Below are 23546 nucleotides of genomic sequence, written 5' to 3'. Positions count from 1 at the left end.
CCATGATCCGAAGGCACTGGCCATAGGCTGCACCTATGGCCCTGGAACTCGCGGACCTGCGCGTCTTCGTCACCGCCGCATCCGTCGGCTCGTTGTCCGCCGCAGCACGTGAGCTGCGCGTCGCGCAACCGTCCGTCAGCGAGCGGCTGCGCCGACTGGAACGGCTCGTCGGTCAGCCACTGCTCGACCGCTCCAGCCGAGGAGTGTCGCTGACGCCCGCGGGGGAACGGCTGCTGCCCCACGCGGAACGGTGTCTGGATCTGGCGGCCCGAGCCCTGGACATTGCACGGGAGGACGACACCCAGGGCACCCTGCACGTGACCACCCACGCCAGCTACGCACCGCTGGCCGTCCCCTTCGTCATCGGTGCCCTGCAGCCGCTCAGATACGCCGTCGTGGTCGACGACCAGCACAGTCAGGACGCACTCCAGCGGGTGGCCTCGGGCGCGACCGACATCGCCATCACACTGCCGATGCCGCACGCTCACGAGGTACGGCTGCACACGTTCCACAGTGAGCCAGTCATCGCGGTCTGTCACCCGGACCACCCGCTCACGGCGCGCCCCTGCGACACGGCAGGACTGAGCGGCCATCCCCTCGCCGTGAACCTCTGGGGCAGCGGTGCTCAGCTCTTTCACGAACTGCTCCTGGACGCCCCCACCCGCGCGCATCAGCTCTACCGCATCAGTTCCGCCGAGACGGCAGCCGATCTCGCGCGCTCCGGGCAGGCCGTCGCCGTCCTCACCCGCGCCACGGTCGAACGTGACCTCGCCGCCGGCGTCCTGGTCGAACTCGACGTGAGCGACATGCCCGAATGGCACGTCCACCTCATGGCAGCCCACCACCGCGAACGCGCCGCCGAGCCCGCCATCGCTGCCGTGATCAACGCCCTGGGCCACCCCAAGTCCTGACCCACCGCCCCCACGGACACCACCACGCGGGAAACACCCTGCCCCCACGCATCACCAGCCTCGTCCAAACCGTTCTCACTCTGCACCTGACCAGCTCTGACTGAAGTGGGAAAAGGCTCAGTCCGTGAGGTGCTCGATGACGTACGAAGGGGCAGCACGCGCGCATCGGGCGTACGAGCCGACTTCTGGACTCAGGAGGTCGCCTCCGCCCATAACTGTCGACTACGACTTAATCAACGGTCGGCGTATTCGCCGAGCCTTGCTAAGGAAGTCACCTGGCCCCGTTGTCACTACCACCCCGAAGCGCACCTTCCATGTAAATGTGCGCGCGCTCGGACGCCGCCCAGGGACGCCCCTGAGCACCTCACCTCCCCAGCCCCCTCGCCCAACCGCCCCCCAAACGACAAAAGAAGGGACGACACCCCCGCACAGGGTGTCGCCCCTTCATCGTGAACCGGAACCGCCGCCGCATCGGTACTGAGGGTCGGGGACACCGCGGCGGTCCCGGGGTCTGGTTGCCGGTGGGTTGCCGGTAGACCATCGGTGGTCTACCGGCAGAGCACCGGCGCGCTACCGGTGGTCGCTCCCCGTGGAGTGGGAAGCCGCGCGACCCGCCTCCAGGCGGGCCACCGGGATGCGGAACGGGGAGCAGGAGACGTAGTCCAGGCCCACCTCGTGGAAGAAGTGCACCGACTCGGGGTCACCGCCGTGCTCGCCGCAGACGCCGAGCTTGAGGTCGGGGCGGGTCTCGCGGCCCGCCTTGACCGCGTCGCGGACCAGCTTGCCGACGCCGTCCTTGTCGATCGTCTCGAAGGGGGAGACGCCGAAGATGCCCTTCTCCAGGTAGGCCGTGAAGAACGAGGCCTCCACGTCGTCGCGGGAGAAGCCCCAGACCGTCTGGGTGAGGTCGTTCGTGCCGAAGGAGAAGAACTCCGCGGCCTCCGCGATCTGGTCGGCCGTGAGGGCCGCGCGCGGGAGTTCGATCATCGTGCCGAGCGCCAGCTTCAGCTCGACGCCGGTCGTCTCGACGACCTCCGCGATGACCTGCTCGGCCTCCTCGCGGACGATCTCCAGCTCCTGGACGGTGCCGACGAGCGGAATCATGATCTCCACGCGCGGGTCGCCCTTGGCGGTCTTCCGCTCGGCCGCGGCCTCGGCGATCGCACGGACCTGCATGGTGAAGAGGCCGGGGATGACCAGGCCGAGGCGTACGCCGCGCAGGCCCAGCATCGGGTTCTGCTCGTGCAGGCGGTGGACCGCCTGGAGCAGGCGCAGGTCGTTCTCGTTGGCGTCCTTGCGGGACTCGGCGAGGGCGACGCGGACCGAGAGTTCCGTGATGTCGGGGAGGAACTCGTGCAGCGGCGGGTCCAGGAGGCGGACCGTGACCGGGAGGCCGTCCATCGCCTCGAAGAGCTCGACGAAGTCCCGCTTCTGGAGGGGGAGGAGTTCCTTGAGGGCGTCCTCGCGGGTGTCGTCCGCGTCGGCGAGGATCAGCCGCTCGACCATCTCGCGGCGCTCACCGAGGAACATGTGCTCGGTGCGGCACAGGCCGATGCCCTGGGCGCCGAAGCGGCGGGCGCGCAGGGCGTCCTCGGCGTTGTCGGCGTTGGCGCGGACCCGCAGGCGGCGTACGCGGTCCGCGTAAGCCATGACGCGGTGCACGGCGGCGACCAGCTCGTCGGCGTCGTCGGCGCCCGCGTGCATGCGGCCCTCGAAGTACTCGACGACGGGGGAGGGGACCACCGGCACCTCGCCGAGGTAGACCTTGCCCGTCGAGCCGTCGATGGAGACGACGTCGCCCTCCTCGACGACGGTGTCGCCCACCGTCATGCGGCGGCGCTTCGTGTCGACCTCCAGGTCCTCCGCGCCGCACACACAGGTCTTGCCCATGCCGCGGGCGACGACCGCCGCGTGGGACGTCTTGCCGCCGCGGCTGGTCAGGATGCCCTCGGCCGCGATCATGCCGTCGAGGTCGTCGGGGTTGGTCTCGCGGCGGATCAGGATGACCTTCTCGCCCGAACGCGACCACTTGATGGCGGTGTACGAGTCGAAGACCGCCTTGCCGACCGCGGCACCCGGTGACGCGGCGATGCCGCGGCCGAGCTGCTCGACCTTCGCGGACTCGTCGAACCGCGGGAACATCAGCTGCGCGAGCTGGGCGCCGTTGACGCGCTGCAGCGCCTCGGCCTCGTCGATCAGGCCCTGGTCCACGAGCTGCGTCGCGATGCGGAAGGCCGCACCGGCGGTGCGCTTGCCGACGCGGGTCTGCAGCATCCACAGCTGGCCGCGCTCGATGGTGAACTCGATGTCGCACAGGTCCTTGTAGTGCGTTTCGAGGGTCTCCATGATCTGCATGAGCTGGTCGTACGACTTCTTGTCGATCTGCTCGAGATCGGCGAGCGCGACCGTGTTGCGGATGCCCGCCACCACGTCCTCGCCCTGCGCGTTCGTCAGGTAGTCGCCGTACACGCCCTGGTGGCCGGAGGCCGGGTCGCGGGTGAACGCGACGCCCGTGCCGGAGTCGGGGCCGAGGTTGCCGAAGACCATCGAGCAGATGTTGACCGCGGTGCCGAGGTCGCCGGGGATGCGCTCCTGGCGGCGGTAGAGCTTGGCGCGGTCGGTGTTCCACGACTCGAAGACCGAGCGGATCGCGAGGTCCATCTGCTCGCGCGGGTCCTGCGGGAAGTCACGCCCGGCCTCGGTCTTGACGATCTTCTTGAACTTCGTGACCAGCTTCTTGAGGTCGGCGGCCTCGAGGTCGGTGTCGACCGTGACCTTCTTGGCGGCCTTGGCCGCCTCGAGCGCGTCCTCGAAGAGCTCGCCGTCGACGTCCATGACGGTCTTGCCGAACATCTGGATGAGGCGGCGGTAGGAGTCCCACGCGAAGCGGTCGTCGCCGGACTGCTTGGCGAGCCCGGTGACCGACTTGTCGGAGAGGCCGATGTTCAGGACCGTGTCCATCATGCCCGGCATCGAGAACTTGGCGCCCGAGCGGACCGAGACGAGCAGCGGGTCGTTCGCCTGACCGAGCTTCTTGCCCATGGTCTTCTCGAGGGCGTCGAGGTGCGCACTCACCTCGTCACGCAGCTCGACGGGCTCGTCACCGCTGTCGAGGTACGTCTTGCAGGCCTCGGTGGTGATGGTGAAGCCCGGAGGGACGGGCAGCCCGAGGTTGGTCATCTCGGCGAGGTTCGCGCCCTTCCCGCCGAGAAGGTCCTTGAGCTCCTTGTTGCCCTCGGTGAAGTCGTAGACGAACTTCACGCTCTCGCTCGTGTGAGCTACGTGGGGATCTTTGTTTTCCGACACGGGTCTCGACTCCTCGAGAGCTCGGTGGCTGCCCTGACGGCGAGGAACATACCCAGATCGAAGGCACCTGGGTACGTCCACTTGTGCGTCATGCGGCCGTAACCACCCGTCCGCCGCTAGATCGAAAGTGACTGAGCGGTAGCCGAGGAGGACGGTATTCGTTCAAGTCTTGAAGGCTCAGCCCTCCCAGCACCCACAAAACGCTCAGATGAGCGGAGTAGACTCAGATGTGAGTTCACCTCATGAATGATCGAGCAGTGGCACTGAGTGCCACCCCTTGGAGAAGTGCAGTCGCCCACGAAGCGCTCATCTGAGCGCAACCCCCATCAGGGGTGGCGAGAATCACGCCGTTTGAAGCGGCCGGATGTCAGCATCCGGACCCCGTGACGGACGTCCGGCCGGTCCCGGAGGACGCCTCGCCGACCCGCTACACGCCCAGCGCGACGAGCCGCTCCTCCACCCGCTCCGGCGCGTACAGGTGCTCGACCACCAGCGTTGCCGCCCCGACCAGCGCCGCGCGCTCGCCGAGGCGCGAGGTGACGACCTCCAGATGAGCGGTGGAGCGGGGCAGCGCCCGCTGGTAGAGCAGTTCGCGGACGCCGGTGAGGAAAGGTGTTCCGGCCAGATCTCCGGCGATCACCAGAACGCCCGGGTTCAGGAGGGTCACAACGGTCGCAAGCACCTCGCCGACGTGCCGCCCGGCCTCCCGCGCGAACCCGACGGCGGTGGGGTGCCCCGCCTCCAGAAGCCCCCGCACGTCCCAGCCCGACTCCGCGGCGACCCCCGCCTCCGTCAGCCTGCGGGCCACCGCCCGGCCGCCCGCCACCGCGGCCAGGCAGCCGTAGGACCCGCACCTGCAGAGCGCGTCCGCACCCGCCGGCACCCGGATGTGCCCGATGTCGCCCGCGCCCCCGTCGATGCCCCGGTAGACGTCGCCGCCGACCACCACGCCCGCCCCGATCCCCGTGGAGACCTTGACCAGGGCGAAGGCCGAGCAGTCCGGATAGTGGGTGCGCTGTTCCCCGTACGCCATGAGGTTGGCGTCGTTGTCGACGAGGACCGGCACCTCGGCGGGCCCGCCGGTCCGCTCCGCGAACGCGCGGCGCAGCCGTCCCCGTATGTCGTAGCCGTCCCAGCCCGGCATGATCGGCGGCTGCACGACGCGCCCCGTCTCGCTGTCGACGGGCCCCGGCACGGCGAGCCCGATGCCGCACACGGACCCGGCCGGACGCCCCGCATCGCGCAGCAGCCCGGCGAAGCGGACGCCCAGCTCGCCGAGGACCGCGTCGGGCCCGTCCTCGACGGAGAGGGGCGCCGCGTGCTCGGCGAGGATCTCGCCGCCGAGGGTCAGCAGGGCGGTGCGGGCGTGCCGAGTCTCCAGGTCGGCGGCGAGGACGACGGCGTGGGCGTCGTCGAACTCGAGGCGGATCGCGGGCCGCCCGCCGAGTGGCGACCCCACCGGGCCCCCGGCCCCCTCCCGCAGCCACCCCGCACGGAAGAGCCGGTCGAGCCGCTGCCCGACCGTGGCCCGGGACAGGCCCGTGGCCTGCTGCAGGGCGCCGCGGGTGGTGGCGCGGCCGCTGCGCACCAGATGGAGGAGGTCTCCGGCGCCCTCGGCCCGCAGGTGGCTCCGCGTCCCCGGGCGTGCCCCGGCCCGCCCCCGATGTCCCGTCGTCATGCGCCCTCCCGCGCTCCTGTGCCTCTTGTGCGCCCCAACTCGACACCACACACTGGGTTTTGCGTATCGAGCAGACGTAACTCTAAGGTGGAAAGCACCGAACTGACAGGGCGCTGCCGAAGCGCTCGCAGGGCGCCGAGTCTCCCGGGGAGAATCGCGTGGACCGCAGTACGACCACCCGGCCGTCCGCCTCCCGCGCCGCCGCGTCGCGGCGCGTGCTGCGGGAGCGGGCGGCCGCGGTGCTCCGGGCCAACTGGACGGGGACGTCCACCGTGCCGTCCCGTGCGCTCTATCCGCACCAGTGGTCCTGGGACTCCGCGTTCATCGCGATCGGGCTCCGCCATCTCTCGCCACTGCGCGCCCAGTTGGAGCTGGACACGCTCCTCGCCGCCCAGTGGGGCGACGGCCGCGTCCCGCACATCGTCTTCGACGACACCGTCCCGCCCGGCGCGTACTTCCCGAGCCCCGACTTCTGGCGCTCCACGACGGCGGGCCGCGCCGCGGGCGCGCCCGCGGCCGTCCAGACCTCGGGCATCGTGCAGCCGCCGGTGCACGCGCTCGCCGCCTGGCTGGTGCACCGCGCCGACCCCGGCCTGTCCAGGGCCCGCTCCTTCCTCGCCCGCGTCCACCCGCGCCTGGCCGCCTGGCACCGCTACCTGCTGTCCGCGCGCGACGCGGGCGGCGCGGGACTCGCCGCCGTGCTGCACCCCTGGGAGCAGGGCATGGACAACAGCCCTTGCTGGGACGCCCCGTTGAGCCGCGTCGAGCCCGCGGAGCCGGGGGCTTTCCGCCGCGCGGACCTGGACCACGGGGCGCCGGAGGACCGGCCGACGGATGCGGACTACGGCAGGTACGTGCGGCTCGCGGCGGAGTACCGGGACCGGGGGTACGCGGACGGCGGCGGCCTCGGCGCCTTCGCGGTCGAGGACCCCGCGTTCAACGCGCTGCTGATCGCCTCGGAACGCGCGCTGGCACGCATCGAGGACGAGCTGGTCATGGAGGCAGGCCGCGAACGGACCACATACAAAGCTCAGTTGGAGAAGCGCGCTCGCGAGCGTCGCGAGCGCTCCGAGGCGCTGACCGAGGCCCTGGTCGCTCGCCTCTGGGAGCCGCGGCGCGAGCTCTTCCTCTGCCGCGATCTGCGCGCCCCGGGCCCCGACGGAGAGCTCGTCCCCGAGCGGGGCGTCACCGGCCTCGTCCCCCTCGTACTGCCCGCGCTCCCGCCCGGCACGGCCGCCGCGCTGGTGCGCACCGCGTGCGGCCCGCACTTCGGCCTCGGTGGGCCGTCGCGGCTCGTGCCGAGCTATGACCTGAAGGGGCCCGCGTTCGACCCTCGGCGGTACTGGCGCGGGCCCGCCTGGTTCAACACCAACTGGCTCGTGGTGAAGGGCCTGCGGCTGCACGGCGAGCACGAGCGGGCCGACGGGCTGCGGGACGCGCTGCTCGACGCGGCGGTGACCTCGGGATTCGCCGAGTACGTCGATCCGCGCACCGCCCGGGGGAGCGGCGCGCGCGGCTTCGGCTGGACCGCGGCGCTGGCGCTGGATCTGCTGCACGACGACGGCCGGACCGAACGGGGCGGGCTCCCGGAAGAAGAGGTGTGGGCATGAGCGATCGGCATCGACTCCTGGTGCGGGGACGGACCTTCGTGGCCGTCGGCGCGGGCGGCGACATCAGCGGCGTCGACTCGGCGCGCGGCGCCGCGGCGGGCCCCGGCGGCCTGTTCGTGCGGGATGCGCGGCACCTGAGCCGCTGGCAGCTCACCGTCGACGGGGCGGTGCCCGAGACCCTCGCCCCGGTGGCGGCAGCGGCCGACGCGGCTGACGCGGCGCGCTGCGTCCTGGTGCCGCGCGGTGGCCGCCAGGAGCCGCCCGCGTACACGCTCTTCCGCGAACAGGCCGTCGCCGACGGGGTGTTCCTGGAGACGCTCCGGTTCCTGAGCAATCGGCCGGTGCCGACCCGGGTGGCGCTCGCGCTGACCGTGGACGCGGACTTCACCGACCAGTTCGAGCTGCGCGCCGACCACCGCACGTACGCGAAGCCGGGCGCCGTCAGGTCCCGGCTGCCGCTCGACGGGGGCGAGGGCGTCGAGTTCACCTACCGGCGGGGCGAGTGGTGCTCCCGTACGACGGTGACCGCCGACCCTGCGCCGGACGGCATCGAGGAGACAGGCACCGGCGCGCGACGTCTCGTATGGACCCTGGAGCTCGACGCCCATGGATCCCTGGAGGTGGCACTGCGTGCCGTGGCGCGGCCGCACGGGGAGCCCGAGCCGCACGCCCCGCGGTCCCCGGCGGAGGCCGTGCGCCAACTCGCCGCCATCGAGGAGGAGTACACGTCCGACGTGGTGCTGCCCACCACCTGGCCCGAGCTCGCGGCGGCCTGCGCGCACGGCCTCGCGGACCTCGCCGCGCTGCAGGTCCCGGCGCGGGGTCCGGACGGGGAGGAGCTGCGGGTGCCCGGCGCCGGGGTGCCGTGGTTCCTCACGCTGCTCGGCCGCGATGCCCTGCTGACCTCTCTCTTCGCCCTGCCCTATCTGCCGGGTCTGGCGGCCGCGACGCTGCCCGCACTCGCCGCGACGCAGGCCACGGAGGCCGTGGACGGCGCGGTCGCCGAGCCGGGCAAGATCGCCCACGAGGTGCGGCACGGCGAGCTCGCGCACTTCGGCCAGGTCCCGTTCGGCCGCTACTACGGCTCGGTCGACGCGACGCCCCTCTTCCTGGTGCTGCTCGGCACATACACCGAACAGACCGGCGACACCGCGCCCGCCCGCCGCCTGGAGACGCACGCGCGGGCCGCCGTCGGCTGGCTGCTCGACCACGGCGGGCTGGCCTCCCGCGGCTACCTCGTCCACCGCCCGGACGCGGGCGGCCTCGCCAACCAGAGCTGGAAGGACTCGCCCGGCGCGATCTGCTCGGCCGACGGCAGCGGCGCGTCGGGGCCCGTCATGGCGGCGGGCGCGCAGGGCTATGCGTACGACGCCCTGCGGCGCACCGCCCGGCTCGCCAGGACCGTCTGGTCCGACAAGGTGTACGCGGATCTGCTCACGCAGACCGCGGCCGACCTGCGGGACCGCTTCCGGCGCGACTTCTGGATGCCGGAGCACGGCTTCCCCGCGCTCGCGCTCGACGGCGAAGGCCGCCAGGTCGACGCGCTCGCCTCGGACGCGGGCCATCTGCTGTGGTCCGGGCTGCTCGACGAGGAGTACGGGGAGACGGTGGGGCGGCGCCTGCTGGAGCCCGACTTCTTCTCGGGCTGGGGCGTACGGACGATCGCGGCCGGTCAGCCCGCATTCCATCCTCTCGCCAGTCACCGCGGCTCGGTATGGCCGCACGACAACGCCCTGATCGCCCTCGGCCTGGCCCGCTACGGCCTCCACGACGAGGCCCGCGCCCTGGCCCGGGGCCTCGCCGCCGCGGCCACGGCGGGCGACGGCCGCCTCCCGGAAGTACTCGCCGGTTACGACAGGGAGGCGTATCCGGTGCCGATGCGGTATCCGCACGCGTGCCTGCCCGAATCACGGTCGGCGGCGGCGCCGTTGGCGTTGCTGGCCGCGGTGGGCGGGGCGTAACTAACCCCCTCAGTCGTCGATCCCCGACCTCTCCACCCCCGCCACGATCCACCGCTGGAAGAACAGGAACACCACGAGCAGCGGCACGATCGACACCGCCGCCGCGATGAACAGCACGTGCAGGCGGATGACCTGGGACGTGGTGAACGTGGCCAGGGCCACCTGGACCGTCCAGGCGTCGCGGTCCTGGCCGATGACCAGGGGCCACAGGAAGGAGTTCCACGCGCCGATGAACACGATCGTGCCGACGGCCGCGAAGACGGGGCGGGAGTTGGGCACGACGACCCGCCAGTACGTGCGCCAGTAGCCGAGCCCGTCCACGCGCGCCGCGTCCTCCAGTTCCCGGGGGAAGCCCAGGAAGTACTGGCGGAAGATGAAGCAGGCGAAGGCGGAGAACAGGGTCGGGACGATCAGGCCGCGCAGGGTCGAGACCCAGCCGAGCGACGAGACGAGGACGAAGCTCGGTACGAAGGTGACGGCCGCCGGGACCATCATCGTGCCGAGGATCGCGTAGAAGACGTGGTCGGCGTAGCGGTAGGGGATGCGGGCCAGGCCGTACCCGGCGAGGGAGGCGAGGAGGAGCGTGCCGAGCGTCGTCGCGACCGCGATCAGCGACGAGTTGAGCAGGGCGCGTGCCATCGGCACCGTCGGGTCGTCGAAGAGCTCGGAGACGTTCGACCAGTGCAGCGTGGAGGGGAAGAACGTCCAGTCGGGGGAGGTGATGTCGTCCTCGGACGCGAGGCCGTTGCGTACGAGGAGGTAGAAGGGGATCAGGAACAGCAGCGCGAGGGCGATGAGCAGCACGACGCGCAGTGCTCGGCCCGCTCTGACCAGGGAGTCGTCCGTGGACCTGTTCGGGGGTGCGGTCATGGGGTCAGTCCTCCTTCCTGCCGAGGCCGAACCAGCGCGCCTGGCCGATCGTCACCACCGCGATGATCAGCGCGAGGAGCACCGCGCCCGCGCTGCCGAGTCCGAGGTTCTGCTCCCGGCCGAGCGCCGTGTAGTAGAGGTAGACGAGCGGCGGCCGGGCGTGCGGCGGATAGCCGCTCGAGGTCGAGAGCAGGTTGTAGAACTCGTCGAAGGCCTGGAAGGCGTTGATGACGAGCAGCAGCGTGACGGCGACGGAGGTCGCGCGCAGCTGGGGCAGTGTGATGTGGCGCAGGACCTGCCAGCCGGGCCGGGCGCCGTCCACCGCCGCCGCCTCGTAGAGGGTGGGGGAGATCCGCTGGAGGCCCGCCAGGAACAGGATCATGTAGAAGCCCGCCTGGAGCCAGAGCCGCACGGTGACGATGACCAGCCAGTACCAGGGCGGATCCGTGGTCGAGAGCCAGGCGGTCTGGTCGGCGCCGAACCAGCCGAGGACGGTGTTGGCGAGCCCGAACCGCACCCCGTTGAAGATCGACAGCTTCCAGATCATCGCCGCCACGACGTAACTGCACGCCGCGGGGAGGAAGAAGACGGAGCGGAAGAACGCCTGGGCGCGGCGCAGGCGGTTCACCATCAGCGCGAGCGCGAGCGACAGGACGAAGGTGGTGGGCACGATGAACGCCGAGAAGACCGCGAAGGTGACGAGGCTGTCGGTGAACGCGTCGTTCCGCAGCATCGAGGCGTAGTTGTCGAAGCCGATGAAGTCGTCGGGCGAGACGGTGTTGTGGGCGTCGAAGAAGCTGAGGTACACGCTCCAGCCGAGCGGCACGTACGTGAAGAGGATCAGGCCCAGCGCGAAGGGGCCGACGAAGACCCAGAACCACAGGGTGCGGTTCTGGGTGCCGAGGAGCCTGCTCACGACTTCTTCTTGACCCGGTCCAGCTCCGCCCGCACCTTGCGCACGACGGATTTGAGCTCGCTCGCGGGGTTCGCGCCGGACTTGATGATCCGGCTCAGCGCGTCCTGGTACGCGGTGCGGCTTGCCGGTGTCCACAGCAGCGGCTCGGAGTAGCCGTAATCGGTGGAGTAGCGCACCGCGTCCGCCGCCGCGCCCTCCTTCAGCTTGCCGGCCTTCTTCGCGAGGGAGAGCCTGGCGGGGATGTGGAAGCCGTAGGAGAGCGCGAAGTCCTCCTGGTACTCCGTCCCGTCGATCCACAGCCACTTGAGGAAGTCCTTCGCCGCCTCCTTGTGGTCGCTGCGGGCGCTCACCGCCGCGCCGTACGACCCCACGGGCAGCGACGGTCTGCCGTTCGGGCCGTCGGCGGGCAGCGCCAGTACGCCGAAGTCGTCGCCCAGTTCCTTCTTCACGGCGGGCAGCGCCCACAGACCGCACCACTGCATCGCGGTCAGCTCCTGGACGAACGCCGACGGGTCCGACCAGTCGGCGGGCGCGCCGAGCAGCAGCGACTTGTCGGCGTACAGCTGGTGCAGCTTGCCGAGGGTGCGGGCGGCCGCCGGGTCGTCGAAGCCGACCTCCCCGTCCTCGGTGACGGCGCTCAGGCCCGCCGCGTACAGGGGCGTGATGCCGAGGGCGCCCGCGCCGCCGTCGTTGCCGAGGAAGAGGCCCTTCACGTCCTTCGTGGTGAGCGCCTTCGCCGCGTCGACCAGCTCGTCCAGGCTCTTCGGCGGCCGCACGCCCGCGTCGTCGAGCAGGCTCTTGCGGTAGTAGAGCAGATGCATGTCGACGACCTGCGGGACCGCCCAGATCTTCCCGTCGTGGGTCTTGGGAGCCAGCACCGCCGGGTTGAAGTCGTCCTTCACCCCGTCGAACAGGTCGGTGAGGTCGACGACCTGGCCGTTCAGGATCTGGTCCAGGGACGGGCCGTTGACCTCGAAGACGTCGGGCCCCGAGTCGGTGAGGAGCGCCGCCGCGGTCTGCTCGTCGTAGTTGCCGGGGCGCCACTGGACGCTGACGTTCGCCTTCTTGTACGCGGCGGCGTACCGCTTCACGGCCTGCTCGGTGCCCGCCTCGCCGTACTGGTGGTACCACTGCGCGAGCTGCGGGCCCTTGCCGCCCGAGCCGCCGCCGTCGCGCCCTGTGTTGGACCCGCACGCGGTGAGCAGTCCGAGCGCGGCGCCCGTCGCACCCGTCCCGAGCAGTGTCCTGCGGCTGATGGCCATGCTGGTCGTCCCCCTGGGTGACGTAGGTGTGTGCCGGGCCCAACGATCAACCATGCAGAGGGATTACGACAGGGGTGTTGCGGCCGAGTGTCGGCCCGTCAGTGCTCCGTGAAGCCGTCCGGACTCCGTGTCCGGCTCCGTGAATCCGTCAGCACTCCGTAAAGGCGGGCCCATCGCGTGTATGCACCACGTCAAGGGGGACGACGTGGCGCGGCGGACGTTCTACGGTGCCGCACATGGGACACAACAGGACGAGACAGGGCGACGCGCGGTCCGTGGCGGGAGGGCCCTACGGGCGGGAGACGCCGGACGCGACCCTCTCGGACCGCAGCTGGGCGCCCGACGTGCGGGCCGCCGTCTTCTGCGCGGTCGCGCTCTTCGGGCTCGTACTCCTCATCGACTGGGCCAACGGCACGCTCAGCCCGCTCCGCGTCTGTCTGTGGGTCCCGCTCTCCGGGCTGCTCTATCTGGTGCTGCATCCCGTACGGGTGACGGCGGGGCCCGGCTGGCTGGCCGTGCGGGGCCTCGGCCGCCGCAGGCACGTCTGCACCTGCCTGCTCACCGCCGTGCGGTACAGCGAGGGCGTCGCCGCGCGCCTCGTCCTGAGCGACTCGCTGGGCAACCGCGTCGAGCTCGACCCGCAGCTCCTCGTCGACAACCCGCTGCTCCTGCACCGCCTCGACACCGGCGCCCGCTTCGCCCTTGAGGCCGGGCTGCTCAGGACGGGCCGCACCGAACTGCAGCGGCTCATCGAGCGCGCCGACAACGCGGTGGCGAAGGGCGTCTTCGAGGCGTCGGACCTGTACTGAGCGGGACCTTCGGCCCTGGGAGCGGCCGAGCGTGCGGCGGACCGTGGAGACATGGACGCCCCGCACCTTCCGCACCTTCCGCACGCCCCGCGCATCCCGCAGAGCCCGCGCCCCCCACGCGCTCCGCGCGCCTCGTACACCCCGGGAATCCCGCATTCCGTCGACGCCCCACCCGCAGCCCGTGCCACAGTCGTACGTGTGGACATCGCTTCCCGCGCCGACCTCGATGCGCTGCTCCGCCGCTTCTACACGGCGGCCTTCGCCGACCCGCTGATCGGCCCCTTCTTCACGGAGATCGCAGGCACCGACCTCGACGTGCACCTGCCGCGCATCACCGACTTCTGGGAGCGTGCGCTCTTCCGCTCCGCCGACTACCGCCGCAACGCGTTCGCCCCGCACGCCGCGCTGCACTCCGCCCGCCCCCTCACCGCCGAGCACTTCGGCCGCTGGGTACAGCTGTGGCACGCCACGGTGGACGGTCTGCACCAGGGGCCGAACGCGGAGCGCGCGAAGGCGCAGGGGGAGCGGATCGCGGTCGCCATGCTGCGTCGCCTCGGCGGCAAGGACGCGCCGACCGCGGGCGAGGGCCCGGGGTTCGTCCCGCTGGTGGCGCTTGAGCTGCGCAGGGCGGCGTAGCGGCCCAGTGTCCCTGGGCCAGCTCAGCCCTTGAGCCAGCTCAGTCCTTGAGCCCCTCGTACCGCACGCCCGTCAGCCCCTCGGACGCCGCCCAGAGCCGCTCCCCGGCCACGTCGTTCAGCGTCCACTTCGCCCGCCAGGACCGGGCGGGCGCCCCGCGGAGCCCGAGCGGGCCCGGGCCGGTGAACGAGTCGGGCCGCACGCGGGGCGCCGTGGCCGCGTACAGCGTGGGCAGCGCGCCGGCCGCCGCGGACTGGGCGAGGAGCCGGTTGCCGAGTGCCACGATGCGTTCGGCGGCCTTGCGGCCCTCCATCTTGACGCCCGCGGTCTGCAGATTGGTCGAGGCGTAGCCCGGGTGCGCGGCGGCCGCGAGGGTGTCGGCGCCGGACAGGGCCAGGCGGCGCGCCAGCTCGTGGACGAAGAGGAGGTTGGCCGTCTTGGAGCGGCCGTAGGCGATCCAACGGCGGTAGTTCCGCTCGCTGTTGAGGTCGCCGATGTCGATGTTGGCGAGCGCGTGCAGACCGGACGAGACGGTGACGACGCGCGCGTCGGGGGTGTCCAGGAGGCGGGGGAGCAGCAGCCCGGTGAGGGCGAAGTGCCCGAGGTGGTTGACGCCGAACTGCGTTTCGAAGCCGTCGGCGGTGCGAAGGTAGGGGAGCGCCATCACCCCCGCGTTATTGATCAGCAGGTCGAGGCGCGCGCTGTCGTACGCGGCTGCGAACTGTCGTACGGACGCCAGGTCCCCGAGGTCGAGTGCCCTGAACTCGACGTCCGCGTCCGGCACTTCGCGCAGCAGCCGGTCCACCGCCGCGACGCCGCGTTCCGCGCTGCGGCAGGCAAGGATCACGTGGGCGCCGCGGCGGGCGAGCTCACGCGCGGTGACGTAGCCGAGGCCGCTGTTCGCGCCGGTGACCACCGCGGTGCGGCCGCTCTGGTCGGGGATGTCGTTCGCGGTCCAGGCCGCCATGGGTGGGCTCCCTCTCCATAGGCTTCTTGATCAGAAGTGGCTTCTTACTCAAGAGTAGGTCGGAGGGGGAGCCCGCGGCAGGGGGCCACCGTTCAGGCCGCGGCGCCGCCGTCGATCACCAGGTCGGCGCCGACCACCGAGCCGGATTCGTCGGAGGCCAGGTACAGCACGGCCGCGGCGACCTCCTCCGTCGTCGACACGCGGCCCAGCGGCGTCGACTCCTTCATGCGGGCCGCGCGGTCGGCCTCGGTCTCGCCGGGGCGGAACGACATGGTGGTGTCGGAGGAGCCGGGGCTGACGGTGTTGATGCGGACGCCGTCCCTGATGTGCTCGGCGGCGGCCGCGCGGCTCAGCGCGGAGACGGCGGCCTTGGTCGCTCCGTAGGCGGCCGTGCCCGGCGTGCTGGTGTGCGCGCCGAGGGTCGAGCCGATGTTGACGACGGCGCCGCCCGCGGGCTGGGTGCGCATCTGCTTCACCTCGGCCTGCAGGGCGAGCAGTACGCCGGTGACGTTGATGTCGAGCATCGTGCGCCAGTCCTCCTCGGCCAGCTCGGCGACCGGCTTTCCGGCGCGCAGGACGCCCGCGTTGTTCACGGCCACGTCGAGCGAGCCGAAGCGGTCGACGGTGGCGGCGACGAGCGCGGCGAGGTCGGCGGAGCGGGAGACGTCGGCGGTGACGACGAGCGCCTTGCCCCCGGCACCCGCTATGAGGTCCGCGGTCTCCTTCAGGGGGCCCTCGGTGCGCCCGGCCACCACGACGTTCGCGCCCTCGGCGGCGAAGGCGAGCGCGATGGCCCGGCCGAGGCCGGAGCCACCGCCGGTGACGAGCGCGGTGCGGCCGGTGAAGCGGGCGCGAGGGGCGTGAGGGGTGTGAGGGGTGTGCGCAGTCATGACGGGCTCTTTTCTTGACCGATCGGTTCAGTATTGGGGCAAATAAAAGATGGCTGTACGTGGGTGGGTGGAAAAGCGCCGGGCGGCGGGTCAGTCGAGCAGTGCCAGTGTCTGCTCCACCGCGTCCCGCACCCGCGCGGGGTCCTTGGAGGCCTTGCCGACCACCCGCACGCCCTGCAGCATGACGAGCAGCATGCGGGCCAGCGTCAGCGGATCGCGGCCCTCGGGCAGCTCGCCCTGCGCCTGCGCCCGGACGAGTGCGGAGTGCAGCAGGGTCTCGATGTGGTCCCAGCTGCGCTCGACGCAGCGGGCGGCGGACTCGTCGTGCGGGCCGAGCTCGGCCGCCGTGTTGGTGATGAAACAGCCGCTCAGGCGCCCTTCGCCGGTGGACGCCTCGTTTCCGAAGCGGCGCACCACCGCGCGCACGGCGGGCAGTGCGGGGCCCGGCTGCGCCAGCTCCGCGAGCAGGCGCGGGTTCTGGATCTCGCCGTACCGCTCCAGCGCCTTCAGGTACAGCTCGTGCTTGTTCCCGAAGGTTGCGTAGATGCTGGCGCGCCCGATGCCGAGCGCCTCGACGAGGTCTGCCATCGACGTCGCCTCGTAGCCACGCCGCCAGAACAGCTCGAGGGCCGACTGCAGCGCGGCGTCCGGATCGAATTCCTTGGTCCTGGCCACGAGGGGAATGTTACGTCTTTCTGGAACGAACGGTCAAGCAATCTCAGGCAACCCGTACCGGGTGCACCGCGACCGACACCTCCTCGTCGTCCAGGCACCGCCCCGTCTCCAGGTCGAACCGCTGCTTCAGGAGCGGCGAGGCGACGAACGGCCGCCCCTGCTCCGTCCCGAGCAGCCCCCGGGAGAGCACCGCGGCGCCCGTGAACGGGTCGCGGTTGTCGATCGCGTACGCGCGGCCCTCGCGGTCGAGGAAGAGCGCGGCCTGCCTGCCGTCGGGCAGCAGGGCCGCGAGTCCCCGGCCCGGCACGAGCTGCGTACGGTCGCAGATCTCCAACCAGTCTTCTTCGAGGCGGAGTTGAATGCGGACGGAGGTCGAGCCGCTCATCGGGTGGCTCCTTCCAGGGGGCGGGGGCCGATGGACAGAAGGGGAAGGTCGGGCTTGATCTGGTCGCGCTCGGGGACGAAGCCGACCGTGGGGTCCGGCACGCCCGGCGCGTTCACGAAGGACACGAAGCGCGCGAGCCGCTCCGGGTCGTCGAGGGTCTCGGCCCACTCGTCGCGGTAGTGGGTGACGTGCGCGGCCATCAGCGACTCCAGCTCGTCACAGATGCCCAGCGAGTCGTGCACGACGACGTCCCGCACGTGGTCGAGGCCGCCGTCGATCCGGTCGAGCCAGGCGGCGGTGCGCTCCAGACGGTCCGCGGTGCGGATGTAGAACATCAGGAACCGGTCGATGAGGCGCACCAGTTCGGCGTCGCTCAGGTCCTGCGCGAGCAGGTCCGCGTGGCGCGGGGTCGCGCCGCCGTTCCCGCCGACGTACAGGTTCCAGCCGCTCGCCGTGGCGATGACGCCGAAGTCCTTGGACTGGGCCTCCGCGCACTCGCGGGCGCACCCGGACACCGCCGACTTCAGCTTGTGCGGGGCGCGCAGGCCCCGGTAGCGCAGCTCCAGGTCGATGGCCATGCGCACGGAGTCCTGTACTCCGTACCGGCACCAGGTCTGCCCGACGCACGACTTCACGGTGCGCAGCGCCTTGCCGTACGCGTGCCCCGACTCGAAGCCCGCGTCCACCAGCCTCGTCCAGATCATCGGGAGCTGCTCGACGCGCGCCCCGAACAGGTCGATGCGCTGCCCGCCGGTGATCTTCGTGTAGAGCCCGAAGTCCCGCGCCACCTCGCCGATGACGATCAGCTTCTCCGGTGTGATCTCGCCGCCGGGGATGCGCGGCACCACCGAATAGGAGCCGTTCTTCTGGAGGTTGGCGAGGAAGTGGTCGTTGGTGTCCTGGAGCGCGGCCTGTTCGCCGTCCAGGACGTACCCCTTCGCGCCGATCGACGGCGCGAGCGACGCGATGATCGAGCCGACCGCGGGCTTGCACTCGTCACAGCCCTCGCCGCCGCGCGCCCCCTCGCGTCCGTGCCCGTCGAGCAGCTCGCGGAAGGAGGTGATCCGCAGGGCGCGCACGATCTCGTACAACTCCTGGCGGGTCTGCCCGAAGCAGCCGCACAGCCCGTCGTCGCCGCTCTTCGGCAGCAGTTGCCCGATCACCTTCAGGCAACTGCCGCAGCCCGTACCGGCCTTGGTGCACTTCTTCACCTCGGGCAGGCTGGAGCAGGCGCAGATGGCGTCCTTGGTGACGTTGTGGCAGTTGCAGATCACCGCGGATCCCGGCAGCGCCTCGGGGCCGAGCGCGACGGGGGCGCCCGCGCCCGCGGGCAGCACCAACTGCTCGGCGGGCACCGGCGGTACGGACCCGGTGAGCGGCCGCAGCACCCCGTACTGCTCCGCGTCGCCGACGAGGATGCCACCGAGCAGCTCGCCCTCGGGCGACATCACCAGCTTCTTGTACGTTCCCGAGCGCGAGTCCGTGTAGACGACGTCGAGGCAGCCCTCCGCCGTGCCGTGTGCGTCGCCGAACGACGCGACGTCGACGCCGAGGAGCTTCAGCTTGGTGGAGAGGTCGGCGCCGGTGAAGCTCGCCTCCTGGGCGGCGATGTCGGCGGCCGCCGTCTGGGCCATCTCGTAGCCCGGCGCGACCAGGCCGTAGACACGGCCGTCCGCCGCCAGCGCGCACTCGCCGATCGCGTACACGTCCGGGTCGCTGGTGCGGCACTGCTCGTCGACCGTGATGCCGCCGCGCTCGCCGACGGTCAGGCCGTGGTCGCGGGCCAGCTGGTCACGCGGCCGCACCCCCGCGGAGAACACCACCAGATCCGTGGCGACCTCGCTGCCGTCGGACAGCTTCATGCCCGCCACGGCACCGTCCTCGCCCGCCACGATCTCCTGCGTGCCGGTGCCGGTGTGCACGGTCAGACCCATGCCCGTGATGGTCCGCAGGAGCGCCGCGCCGCCGCCCTCGTCGACCTGCACCGGCATCAGCCGCGGCGCGAACTCCACGACGTGCGTGGCGAGTCCGAGCCCCTTGAGCGCGCCCGCGGCCTCCAGGCCGAGCAGCCCGCCGCCGACGACCGCGCCGGTCGTCGCCCGCCGCTTCGCGTACTCCTCGATGGCCAGCAGGTCCTCGATGGTGCGGTAGACGAAACAGCCCGTCGCGTCCTTGCCCGGCACCGGCGGCACGAAGGGGTACGAGCCGGTGGCGAGCACGAGCTTGTCGTACGTGAAGACGGCGCCCGAGCGTGCGGTGACCGTCCTCGCCTCGCGGTCGAAGCTCTCCGCCGCGTCGCCGACGTACAGCTCGATGCCGTGCTCGTCGAGGAACTCCCGGTCGGTCAGGGAGAGGTCGTCGGGCGTGCGGCCCGAGAAGTACGAGGTGAGCTGTACGCGGTCGTAGGCCGGGCGCGGCTCCTCGCACAGCACCACGACGCGGTGGCTCGCCGTGAGCCCCTGCGCGGCGGCGGCCTCCAGGAACCGCTGGCCGACCATGCCGTGGCCGACGAGCACGAGGGTGGGGCGGGGGAGCGGGGTCTGTGCGGGCGTTGGCATGTCAGCGGCCTCCGTCATTCGTGAGCAGGTGGAGTAGCGGGCTGTCGTCGTCGGGCAGCGGGTCGTCGGCCTCCCAGGCGCGGGCGAGCGTGCCGACCGCGGCGAGCTCGCCGAGCAGCACCCCGCCGACGAGGCGGCCGCCGCGGACGACGACCTTGCGGTACGTGCCGCGGGTCGCGTCGGCGAGCTGGACGACGTCGTCGTCGGGGCGCGGCTCCGGGTCCCCGAAGGCCGCGAGGTCCAGCGGTCCCGGGCCCGGCAGGGTGAGGCGGGTCAGCGTGCGGGTGCCGGTGTAGGGGCGCGGGGCGGTCCCGTCGGCCGGTGCGTGGCCGAGCGCCGCGGCGAGCGTGTCGGCCTGCTCGACGGCGGGCGTCGCCAGGCCGTAGACCCGGCCCGCGTGCTCCGCGCAGTCCCCGACGGCCCGGATGTGCGGGTCGGACGTCCGCAGCAGGTCGTCCACGACGACGCCCCTGCGCACGTCGAGCCCGGCGGCCTGCGCCAGACCGGTGCGGGGCCGCACGCCGCAGGCGAGGACGGTCACATCGGTCTCCAGCAGATAGCCGTCGGCGAGTTCGACGCGGCGCACGGCCCCGTCGGTGACGCCGACCCCGCGCACCCGGCACTCGGTGTGCACCTCGACGCCGAGGTCCGTGAGGTGGCGCCGCACCAGCTCCGACGAGGCCGGGTCGAGCTGGCGCTCCATGAGCCGCTCGGCCTGCTGGGTCAGGACGACCTGGGCGCCCCGCACGGCGAGGGCGCGGGCCGCCGAAACGCCGAGGAGGCCGCCGCCGATGACGACGGCACGGACGCCCGGCGTGAGCGCCGCCGACAGCGCGAGGCAGTCGTCCATGGTCCGGAACGCGTGCACGCCGCCGGGGAGTTCACGGGCCCCCGGCGCGAACAGGCCGCGCAGCGGCGGCAGGACGGGGTTCGAGCCCGTCGCGAGGACGAGGGTGCCGTACGGGACGACGCTGCCGTCCGCGCAGTGCACGCGGCGCTCGGCGCGGTCGACACGGACCGCGCGGGTGCGGAGCACCGGCCCCGGCGGACTCGGCAGGGCGATCACGTCGGGTCCGTACCGGCCCGCGAGGACCTCGGCGAGCAGCACGCGGTTGTACGGGGTGTGCTCCTCCTCGCCGATCAGTACGGTGCCCGCGCCGAGGCGCTGCGCCACGCGGGTACCGGCCAGGCCCGTGCCGATCACCACCACACCGTCGGCCGGTGCGGCGCCGGTGCCGGGCCCTGCGGCGGTCGGCTGCGCCGCTCGCGGCTGCGGTGAGGAGGTCATGTCCCGAAGCGTGCGACGCCGGTGTTACCCGGCAGGATCGGCCCTGTTTCCCTGGCGGAACGCTGCCCTCAGCGGGGTCCGTGAACGGCTGTGAGGGCCCGTTGCTTAACCCCCGTTGAGCCGATCCTCAAGGCCGCCTTAAAGAACGGGCGGACGCCGCTGACCAGGAACTTCCAGGCCCTCACGGCGCCTAGTGTGCGGCCGTGACCACCGAGGCTGCCGACCCCCGAATCGACGCGTACCCAGCGCTGGCCGCGTACCTGCGCCAGCTGGACGCCCCGCTGGACCAGGGCATTCCGCCGATGCCCCAGGAGCCGCCGCGCACGACCGGCGGCGGGCGGCGCCGCGTCCGCGCGACGCCCCGCAAGACGCCCCGAGCCACCCCCGCCCCACCCGTACGCATCACCTTCCGGACCCTGCGCATCGGAATCATCGACGGGGCCCTTGCCATCACCGCGCTGTGGGCCGTGCAGGCGGAGCCGTCCGCCCGGCTCGACGTGCTGTTCGCCACCGGGGCGCACCTGACGGGGCTGCTCGCCGGGTACGGCATCCTCGTCATGCTCTTCCTGATGGCCCGCGTCCCCGCCGTCGAACACGGCGTCGGCGCCGACCGGCTCGCCCGGAGCCACGCCCTCGGCGGCCGGTACGTGCTGAGCCTCTGCGCCGCCCACGCCCTCCTCGCCCTCTGCGGCTACGCAGCCCACGCCGACACCGACCTCCTGCACGCCACCCTCGACCTGCTCGGCTATCCGGGCCTCGCCGCCGCCACCGTCGGCACCGCCCTGCTCGCCGCCGTCGGCGTCACCTCCGCCCGCACCCTGCGCCGCCGCATCCCGCACGAGACCTGGCGCGCCGTGCACCTGCTGACCTACCTCGGCGCCGCCCTCGCCTTCGCGCACCAGCTAGCGGGTCCCGACGTCGCGGGCGGCGTCCTGTCCCTCGGGCTCTGGTCGCTGCTGCACGCCACCGTCGCCGTCCTCCTCGTCTGGTACCGCATCGTCGTCCCCGTACGGCAGGCGCTGCGGCACAGCCTGCGCGTCATCGGCGTGCACGACGAAGGACCCGGCGTCGTCTCCGTCGTCGTGCAGGGCATCGGCGTCGACCACCTGCGTGCCGAACCCGGACAGTTCTTCCGGTGGCGCTTCCTCCAGCGCAGGCTCTGGCACACCGCGCTGCCCTTCTCGCTGTCCGCGCCCGTCCGCGACGACACGCTGCGCATCACCGTCAAGGCGGCGGGCGACCACACCCGGCGGATGCGGCGTCTCAGGCCCGGCACGCGCGTCCTGGCCACCGGCCCCTTCGGCGCGCTCACCGCGCACCGGCGCACCCGGCGCAAGGTGCTGCTCCTCGCGGGCGGCGTCGGCATCACCCCGATGCGGGCCCTCTTCGAGACGCTGCCCGGCGGCCCCGGTGACATCACCCTGCTCTACCGCGCGGGCAGCGCCGAACAGCTCGTCCTCAGGGAGGAGCTGGAGGCCATCGCGCGGGGGCGGCAGGCCGGGCTGCACTATCTGCTCGGCCGCTCCGACGCGTCGTTCGACCCCCTCGCCCCGCAGGCCCTGCGCAATCTGATCCCCGACCTCGCCGACCACGACGTCTACCTGTGCGGCCCGCCCGGCATGTCCGCCGCGGCGACCACGGCGCTCGTCCGCGCGGGCGTCCCGGAGGAACGCATCCACGCGGAGTGCTTCACGTTCTGAGCGCCGCCGCACACCGCACCGCACCTTTCCCCGAGAAAGCAGGACATGGGACGCCACCGCAGACCCCTCGCCCCCGCCCAGGGACCCACCCTCCAGGCCCGCAGGAAGCTCGCCGCGGGGCTGGCCGGGGCGAGCGCGCTCGTCGCCACGGCCCTGGCCCTCGCGGTCGACCCGGCGGCACCCCCGGCCCCCGACCGCCCCGCGGCGGGCATACCCGCACCACAGGCAGCTCCCTGACATCAGAGGTCTCAGACAACTCCCTGACCTCAGAAGTCGCTCAACTTTCACCTATTCGATGGACTGCGTGATCACCGCGTCCTTAAGGTCGCGATCATGCCTGACATATCCCTGACCACGGTCGTCGTCCTGTGTCTCGCCGCCCTGGCGGCCGGGTGGATCGACGCCGTGGTCGGCGGCGGCGGACTGCTGCTCCTCCCCGCCTTGCTCCTCGGCCTGCCGGGCGGCACCCCGGCCGCGCACGCCCTCGGCACGAACAAGGCGGTCGCGATCGTCGGCACGACGGGCGCCGCGGTGACGTACGTCAGGAAGACACCGGTCGACGTGCCGACGGCGGTGCGGATCGGCCTCGCCGCGCTCGCCGGGTCCATGGGCGGCGCGTTCTTCGCGGCGGGCATGAGCACCGACGTGCTGAAGCCCGTGATCATGGTGGTGCTGCTCGCCGTCGGCGCCTTCGTGATCCTCAAGCCCGCCTTCGGCACGGCGCCCGCCACCGGGCCCGCGTCCCCGAAGCGGATCCTCGCCGCGATCGGCCTCGCGGGCCTCGGAATCGGCTTCTACGACGGGCTCATCGGGCCCGGCACCGGCACGTTCCTCGTCCTCGCCCTGACCGCCGTGCTCCACCTCGACCTCGTCGCGGCGTCCGCCACCGCGAAGATCGTGAACTGCTGCACCAACGCGGGCGCCCTCGCGATGTTCAGCTGGCAGGGCGCGGTCCTGTGGCAGCTGGCCGGTCTCATGGCCGCCTTCAACCTCGCGGGCGCCATGTTCGGCGCGCGCACGGCTCTGAAGAAGGGGAGCGGCTTCGTCCGCGTCGTGCTCCTCACCACCGTCTTCGGGCTCGTGGTGAAGATGGCGTACGAGCAGTGGGTGGCGTGAGCGGTGCG

General features: G+C 72.1%; 19 protein-coding genes. 8 read left to right on the top strand and 11 right to left on the bottom strand.

What is annotated here, in order from left to right:
- The first annotated feature begins 35 nt into the window (after positions 1-35).
- Positions 36-911 carry a LysR family transcriptional regulator gene (locus tag ABZV77_RS27680; RefSeq protein ID WP_356262162.1) on the top strand — a complete coding sequence of 292 codons (876 nt, stop codon included), beginning with the start codon at positions 36-38 and terminating at the stop codon, positions 909-911.
- A gap of 570 nt (positions 912-1481) precedes the next feature.
- On the opposite strand, the gene ppdK is transcribed toward ABZV77_RS27680, so the two are convergent.
- Both ppdK and ABZV77_RS27670 read right to left on the bottom strand, forming a co-directional pair.
- On the bottom strand, positions 1482-4217 hold the full coding sequence (ppdK, locus tag ABZV77_RS27675) for a pyruvate, phosphate dikinase (RefSeq protein WP_356262160.1): 2736 nt from the start codon (positions 4215-4217) through the stop codon (positions 1482-1484).
- Positions 4218-4644: 427 nt separating this feature from the next.
- Entirely contained in the window at positions 4645-5895 is a 1251-nt protein-coding gene (locus ABZV77_RS27670; RefSeq protein ID WP_356262157.1) for an ROK family protein, read from the bottom strand.
- A gap of 215 nt (positions 5896-6110) precedes the next feature.
- Here ABZV77_RS27670 and ABZV77_RS27665 point away from each other — a divergent pair, with 215 nt between their 5' ends.
- Both ABZV77_RS27665 and ABZV77_RS27660 read left to right on the top strand, forming a co-directional pair.
- Entirely contained in the window at positions 6111-7505 is a 1395-nt protein-coding gene (locus tag ABZV77_RS27665; protein WP_356262709.1) for a hypothetical protein, read from the top strand.
- Positions 7502-9466 (top strand): glycogen debranching N-terminal domain-containing protein, encoded by a 1965-nt coding sequence (locus tag ABZV77_RS27660; protein WP_356262154.1) that lies wholly within the window; start codon positions 7502-7504, stop codon positions 9464-9466. Before ABZV77_RS27665 ends, ABZV77_RS27660 begins: the two co-directional genes overlap by 4 nt.
- Positions 9467-9475: 9 nt before the next feature.
- Here the strand turns inward: ABZV77_RS27660 and ABZV77_RS27655 are convergent, their stop codons facing one another.
- Genes ABZV77_RS27655 through ABZV77_RS27645 form a run of 3 tightly spaced genes read right to left on the bottom strand, consistent with a single transcriptional unit; the run spans position 9476 to position 12514 of the window.
- Positions 9476-10336, bottom strand: a complete 861-nt coding sequence (locus tag ABZV77_RS27655) for a carbohydrate ABC transporter permease (RefSeq protein ID WP_356262151.1) — start codon at positions 10334-10336, stop codon at positions 9476-9478.
- 4 nt (positions 10337-10340) lie between these two features.
- Positions 10341-11252, bottom strand: a complete 912-nt coding sequence (locus ABZV77_RS27650; RefSeq protein ID WP_356262148.1) for a sugar ABC transporter permease — start codon at positions 11250-11252, stop codon at positions 10341-10343.
- Positions 11249-12514: a sugar ABC transporter substrate-binding protein gene (locus ABZV77_RS27645; protein WP_356262145.1), complete on the bottom strand. Its 1266-nt coding sequence runs from the start codon at positions 12512-12514 to the stop codon at positions 11249-11251. Before ABZV77_RS27645 ends, ABZV77_RS27650 begins: the two co-directional genes overlap by 4 nt.
- A gap of 236 nt (positions 12515-12750) precedes the next feature.
- On the opposite strand from ABZV77_RS27645, the gene ABZV77_RS27640 reads away from it, so the two are divergent.
- Both ABZV77_RS27640 and ABZV77_RS27635 read left to right on the top strand, forming a co-directional pair.
- Positions 12751-13323: a hypothetical protein gene (locus ABZV77_RS27640; protein WP_356262142.1), complete on the top strand. Its 573-nt coding sequence runs from the start codon at positions 12751-12753 to the stop codon at positions 13321-13323.
- A gap of 198 nt (positions 13324-13521) precedes the next feature.
- A complete protein-coding gene (locus ABZV77_RS27635; RefSeq protein ID WP_356262139.1) occupies positions 13522-13959 on the top strand; it encodes a group III truncated hemoglobin in 438 nt (145 codons plus the stop codon).
- Between the two features lie 40 nt (positions 13960-13999).
- Here ABZV77_RS27635 and ABZV77_RS27630 read toward each other — a convergent pair whose 3' ends face one another.
- From ABZV77_RS27630 to ABZV77_RS27605, 6 genes are all read right to left on the bottom strand, one after another.
- Positions 14000-14926, bottom strand: a complete 927-nt coding sequence (locus tag ABZV77_RS27630; RefSeq protein ID WP_356262136.1) for an oxidoreductase — start codon at positions 14924-14926, stop codon at positions 14000-14002.
- Between the two features lie 92 nt (positions 14927-15018).
- Positions 15019-15816 carry an SDR family oxidoreductase gene (locus ABZV77_RS27625; protein ID WP_356262133.1) on the bottom strand — a complete coding sequence of 266 codons (798 nt, stop codon included), beginning with the start codon at positions 15814-15816 and terminating at the stop codon, positions 15019-15021.
- A 90-nt stretch (positions 15817-15906) separates the two neighbouring features.
- Complete coding sequence (locus ABZV77_RS27620) at positions 15907-16491, bottom strand: TetR/AcrR family transcriptional regulator (RefSeq protein ID WP_356262130.1); 585 nt, start codon at positions 16489-16491, stop codon at positions 15907-15909.
- A 43-nt stretch (positions 16492-16534) separates the two neighbouring features.
- Positions 16535-16876 carry a nitrite reductase small subunit NirD gene (gene nirD, locus ABZV77_RS27615; RefSeq protein ID WP_356262127.1) on the bottom strand — a complete coding sequence of 114 codons (342 nt, stop codon included), beginning with the start codon at positions 16874-16876 and terminating at the stop codon, positions 16535-16537.
- The gene (gene nirB, locus ABZV77_RS27610) at positions 16873-19434 is read right to left on the bottom strand and encodes a nitrite reductase large subunit NirB (RefSeq protein ID WP_356262124.1); all 2562 of its coding nucleotides are present in this window, start codon (positions 19432-19434) and stop codon (positions 16873-16875) included. The genes nirD and nirB overlap by 4 nt, the downstream gene beginning before the upstream one ends.
- A gap of 1 nt (position 19435) precedes the next feature.
- Positions 19436-20644, bottom strand: coding sequence for an FAD-dependent oxidoreductase (locus tag ABZV77_RS27605; protein ID WP_356262706.1), 1209 nt, complete (start codon positions 20642-20644; stop codon positions 19436-19438).
- Between the two features lie 281 nt (positions 20645-20925).
- On the opposite strand from ABZV77_RS27605, the gene ABZV77_RS27600 reads away from it, so the two are divergent.
- The 3 genes from ABZV77_RS27600 to ABZV77_RS27590 all read left to right on the top strand — a co-directional run bounded on the left by ABZV77_RS27600 (position 20926) and on the right by ABZV77_RS27590 (position 23538).
- Positions 20926-22422: a ferredoxin reductase family protein gene (locus ABZV77_RS27600; RefSeq protein ID WP_356262121.1), complete on the top strand. Its 1497-nt coding sequence runs from the start codon at positions 20926-20928 to the stop codon at positions 22420-22422.
- 45 nt (positions 22423-22467) lie between these two features.
- Complete coding sequence (locus tag ABZV77_RS27595; protein ID WP_356262118.1) at positions 22468-22659, top strand: hypothetical protein; 192 nt, start codon at positions 22468-22470, stop codon at positions 22657-22659.
- 96 nt (positions 22660-22755) lie between these two features.
- On the top strand, positions 22756-23538 hold the full coding sequence (locus ABZV77_RS27590) for a TSUP family transporter (RefSeq protein WP_356262116.1): 783 nt from the start codon (positions 22756-22758) through the stop codon (positions 23536-23538).
- The last annotated feature ends 8 nt before the right edge of the window (positions 23539-23546 follow it).

Origin of the sequence: Streptomyces sp. NPDC004732 (genome assembly GCF_040609235.1) — a bacterium.
Taxonomy (GTDB): domain Bacteria; phylum Actinomycetota; class Actinomycetes; order Streptomycetales; family Streptomycetaceae; genus Streptomyces.
Note: the sequence above shows the minus strand (reverse complement) of the source record. Positions and strands in the feature narration are given on the sequence as shown.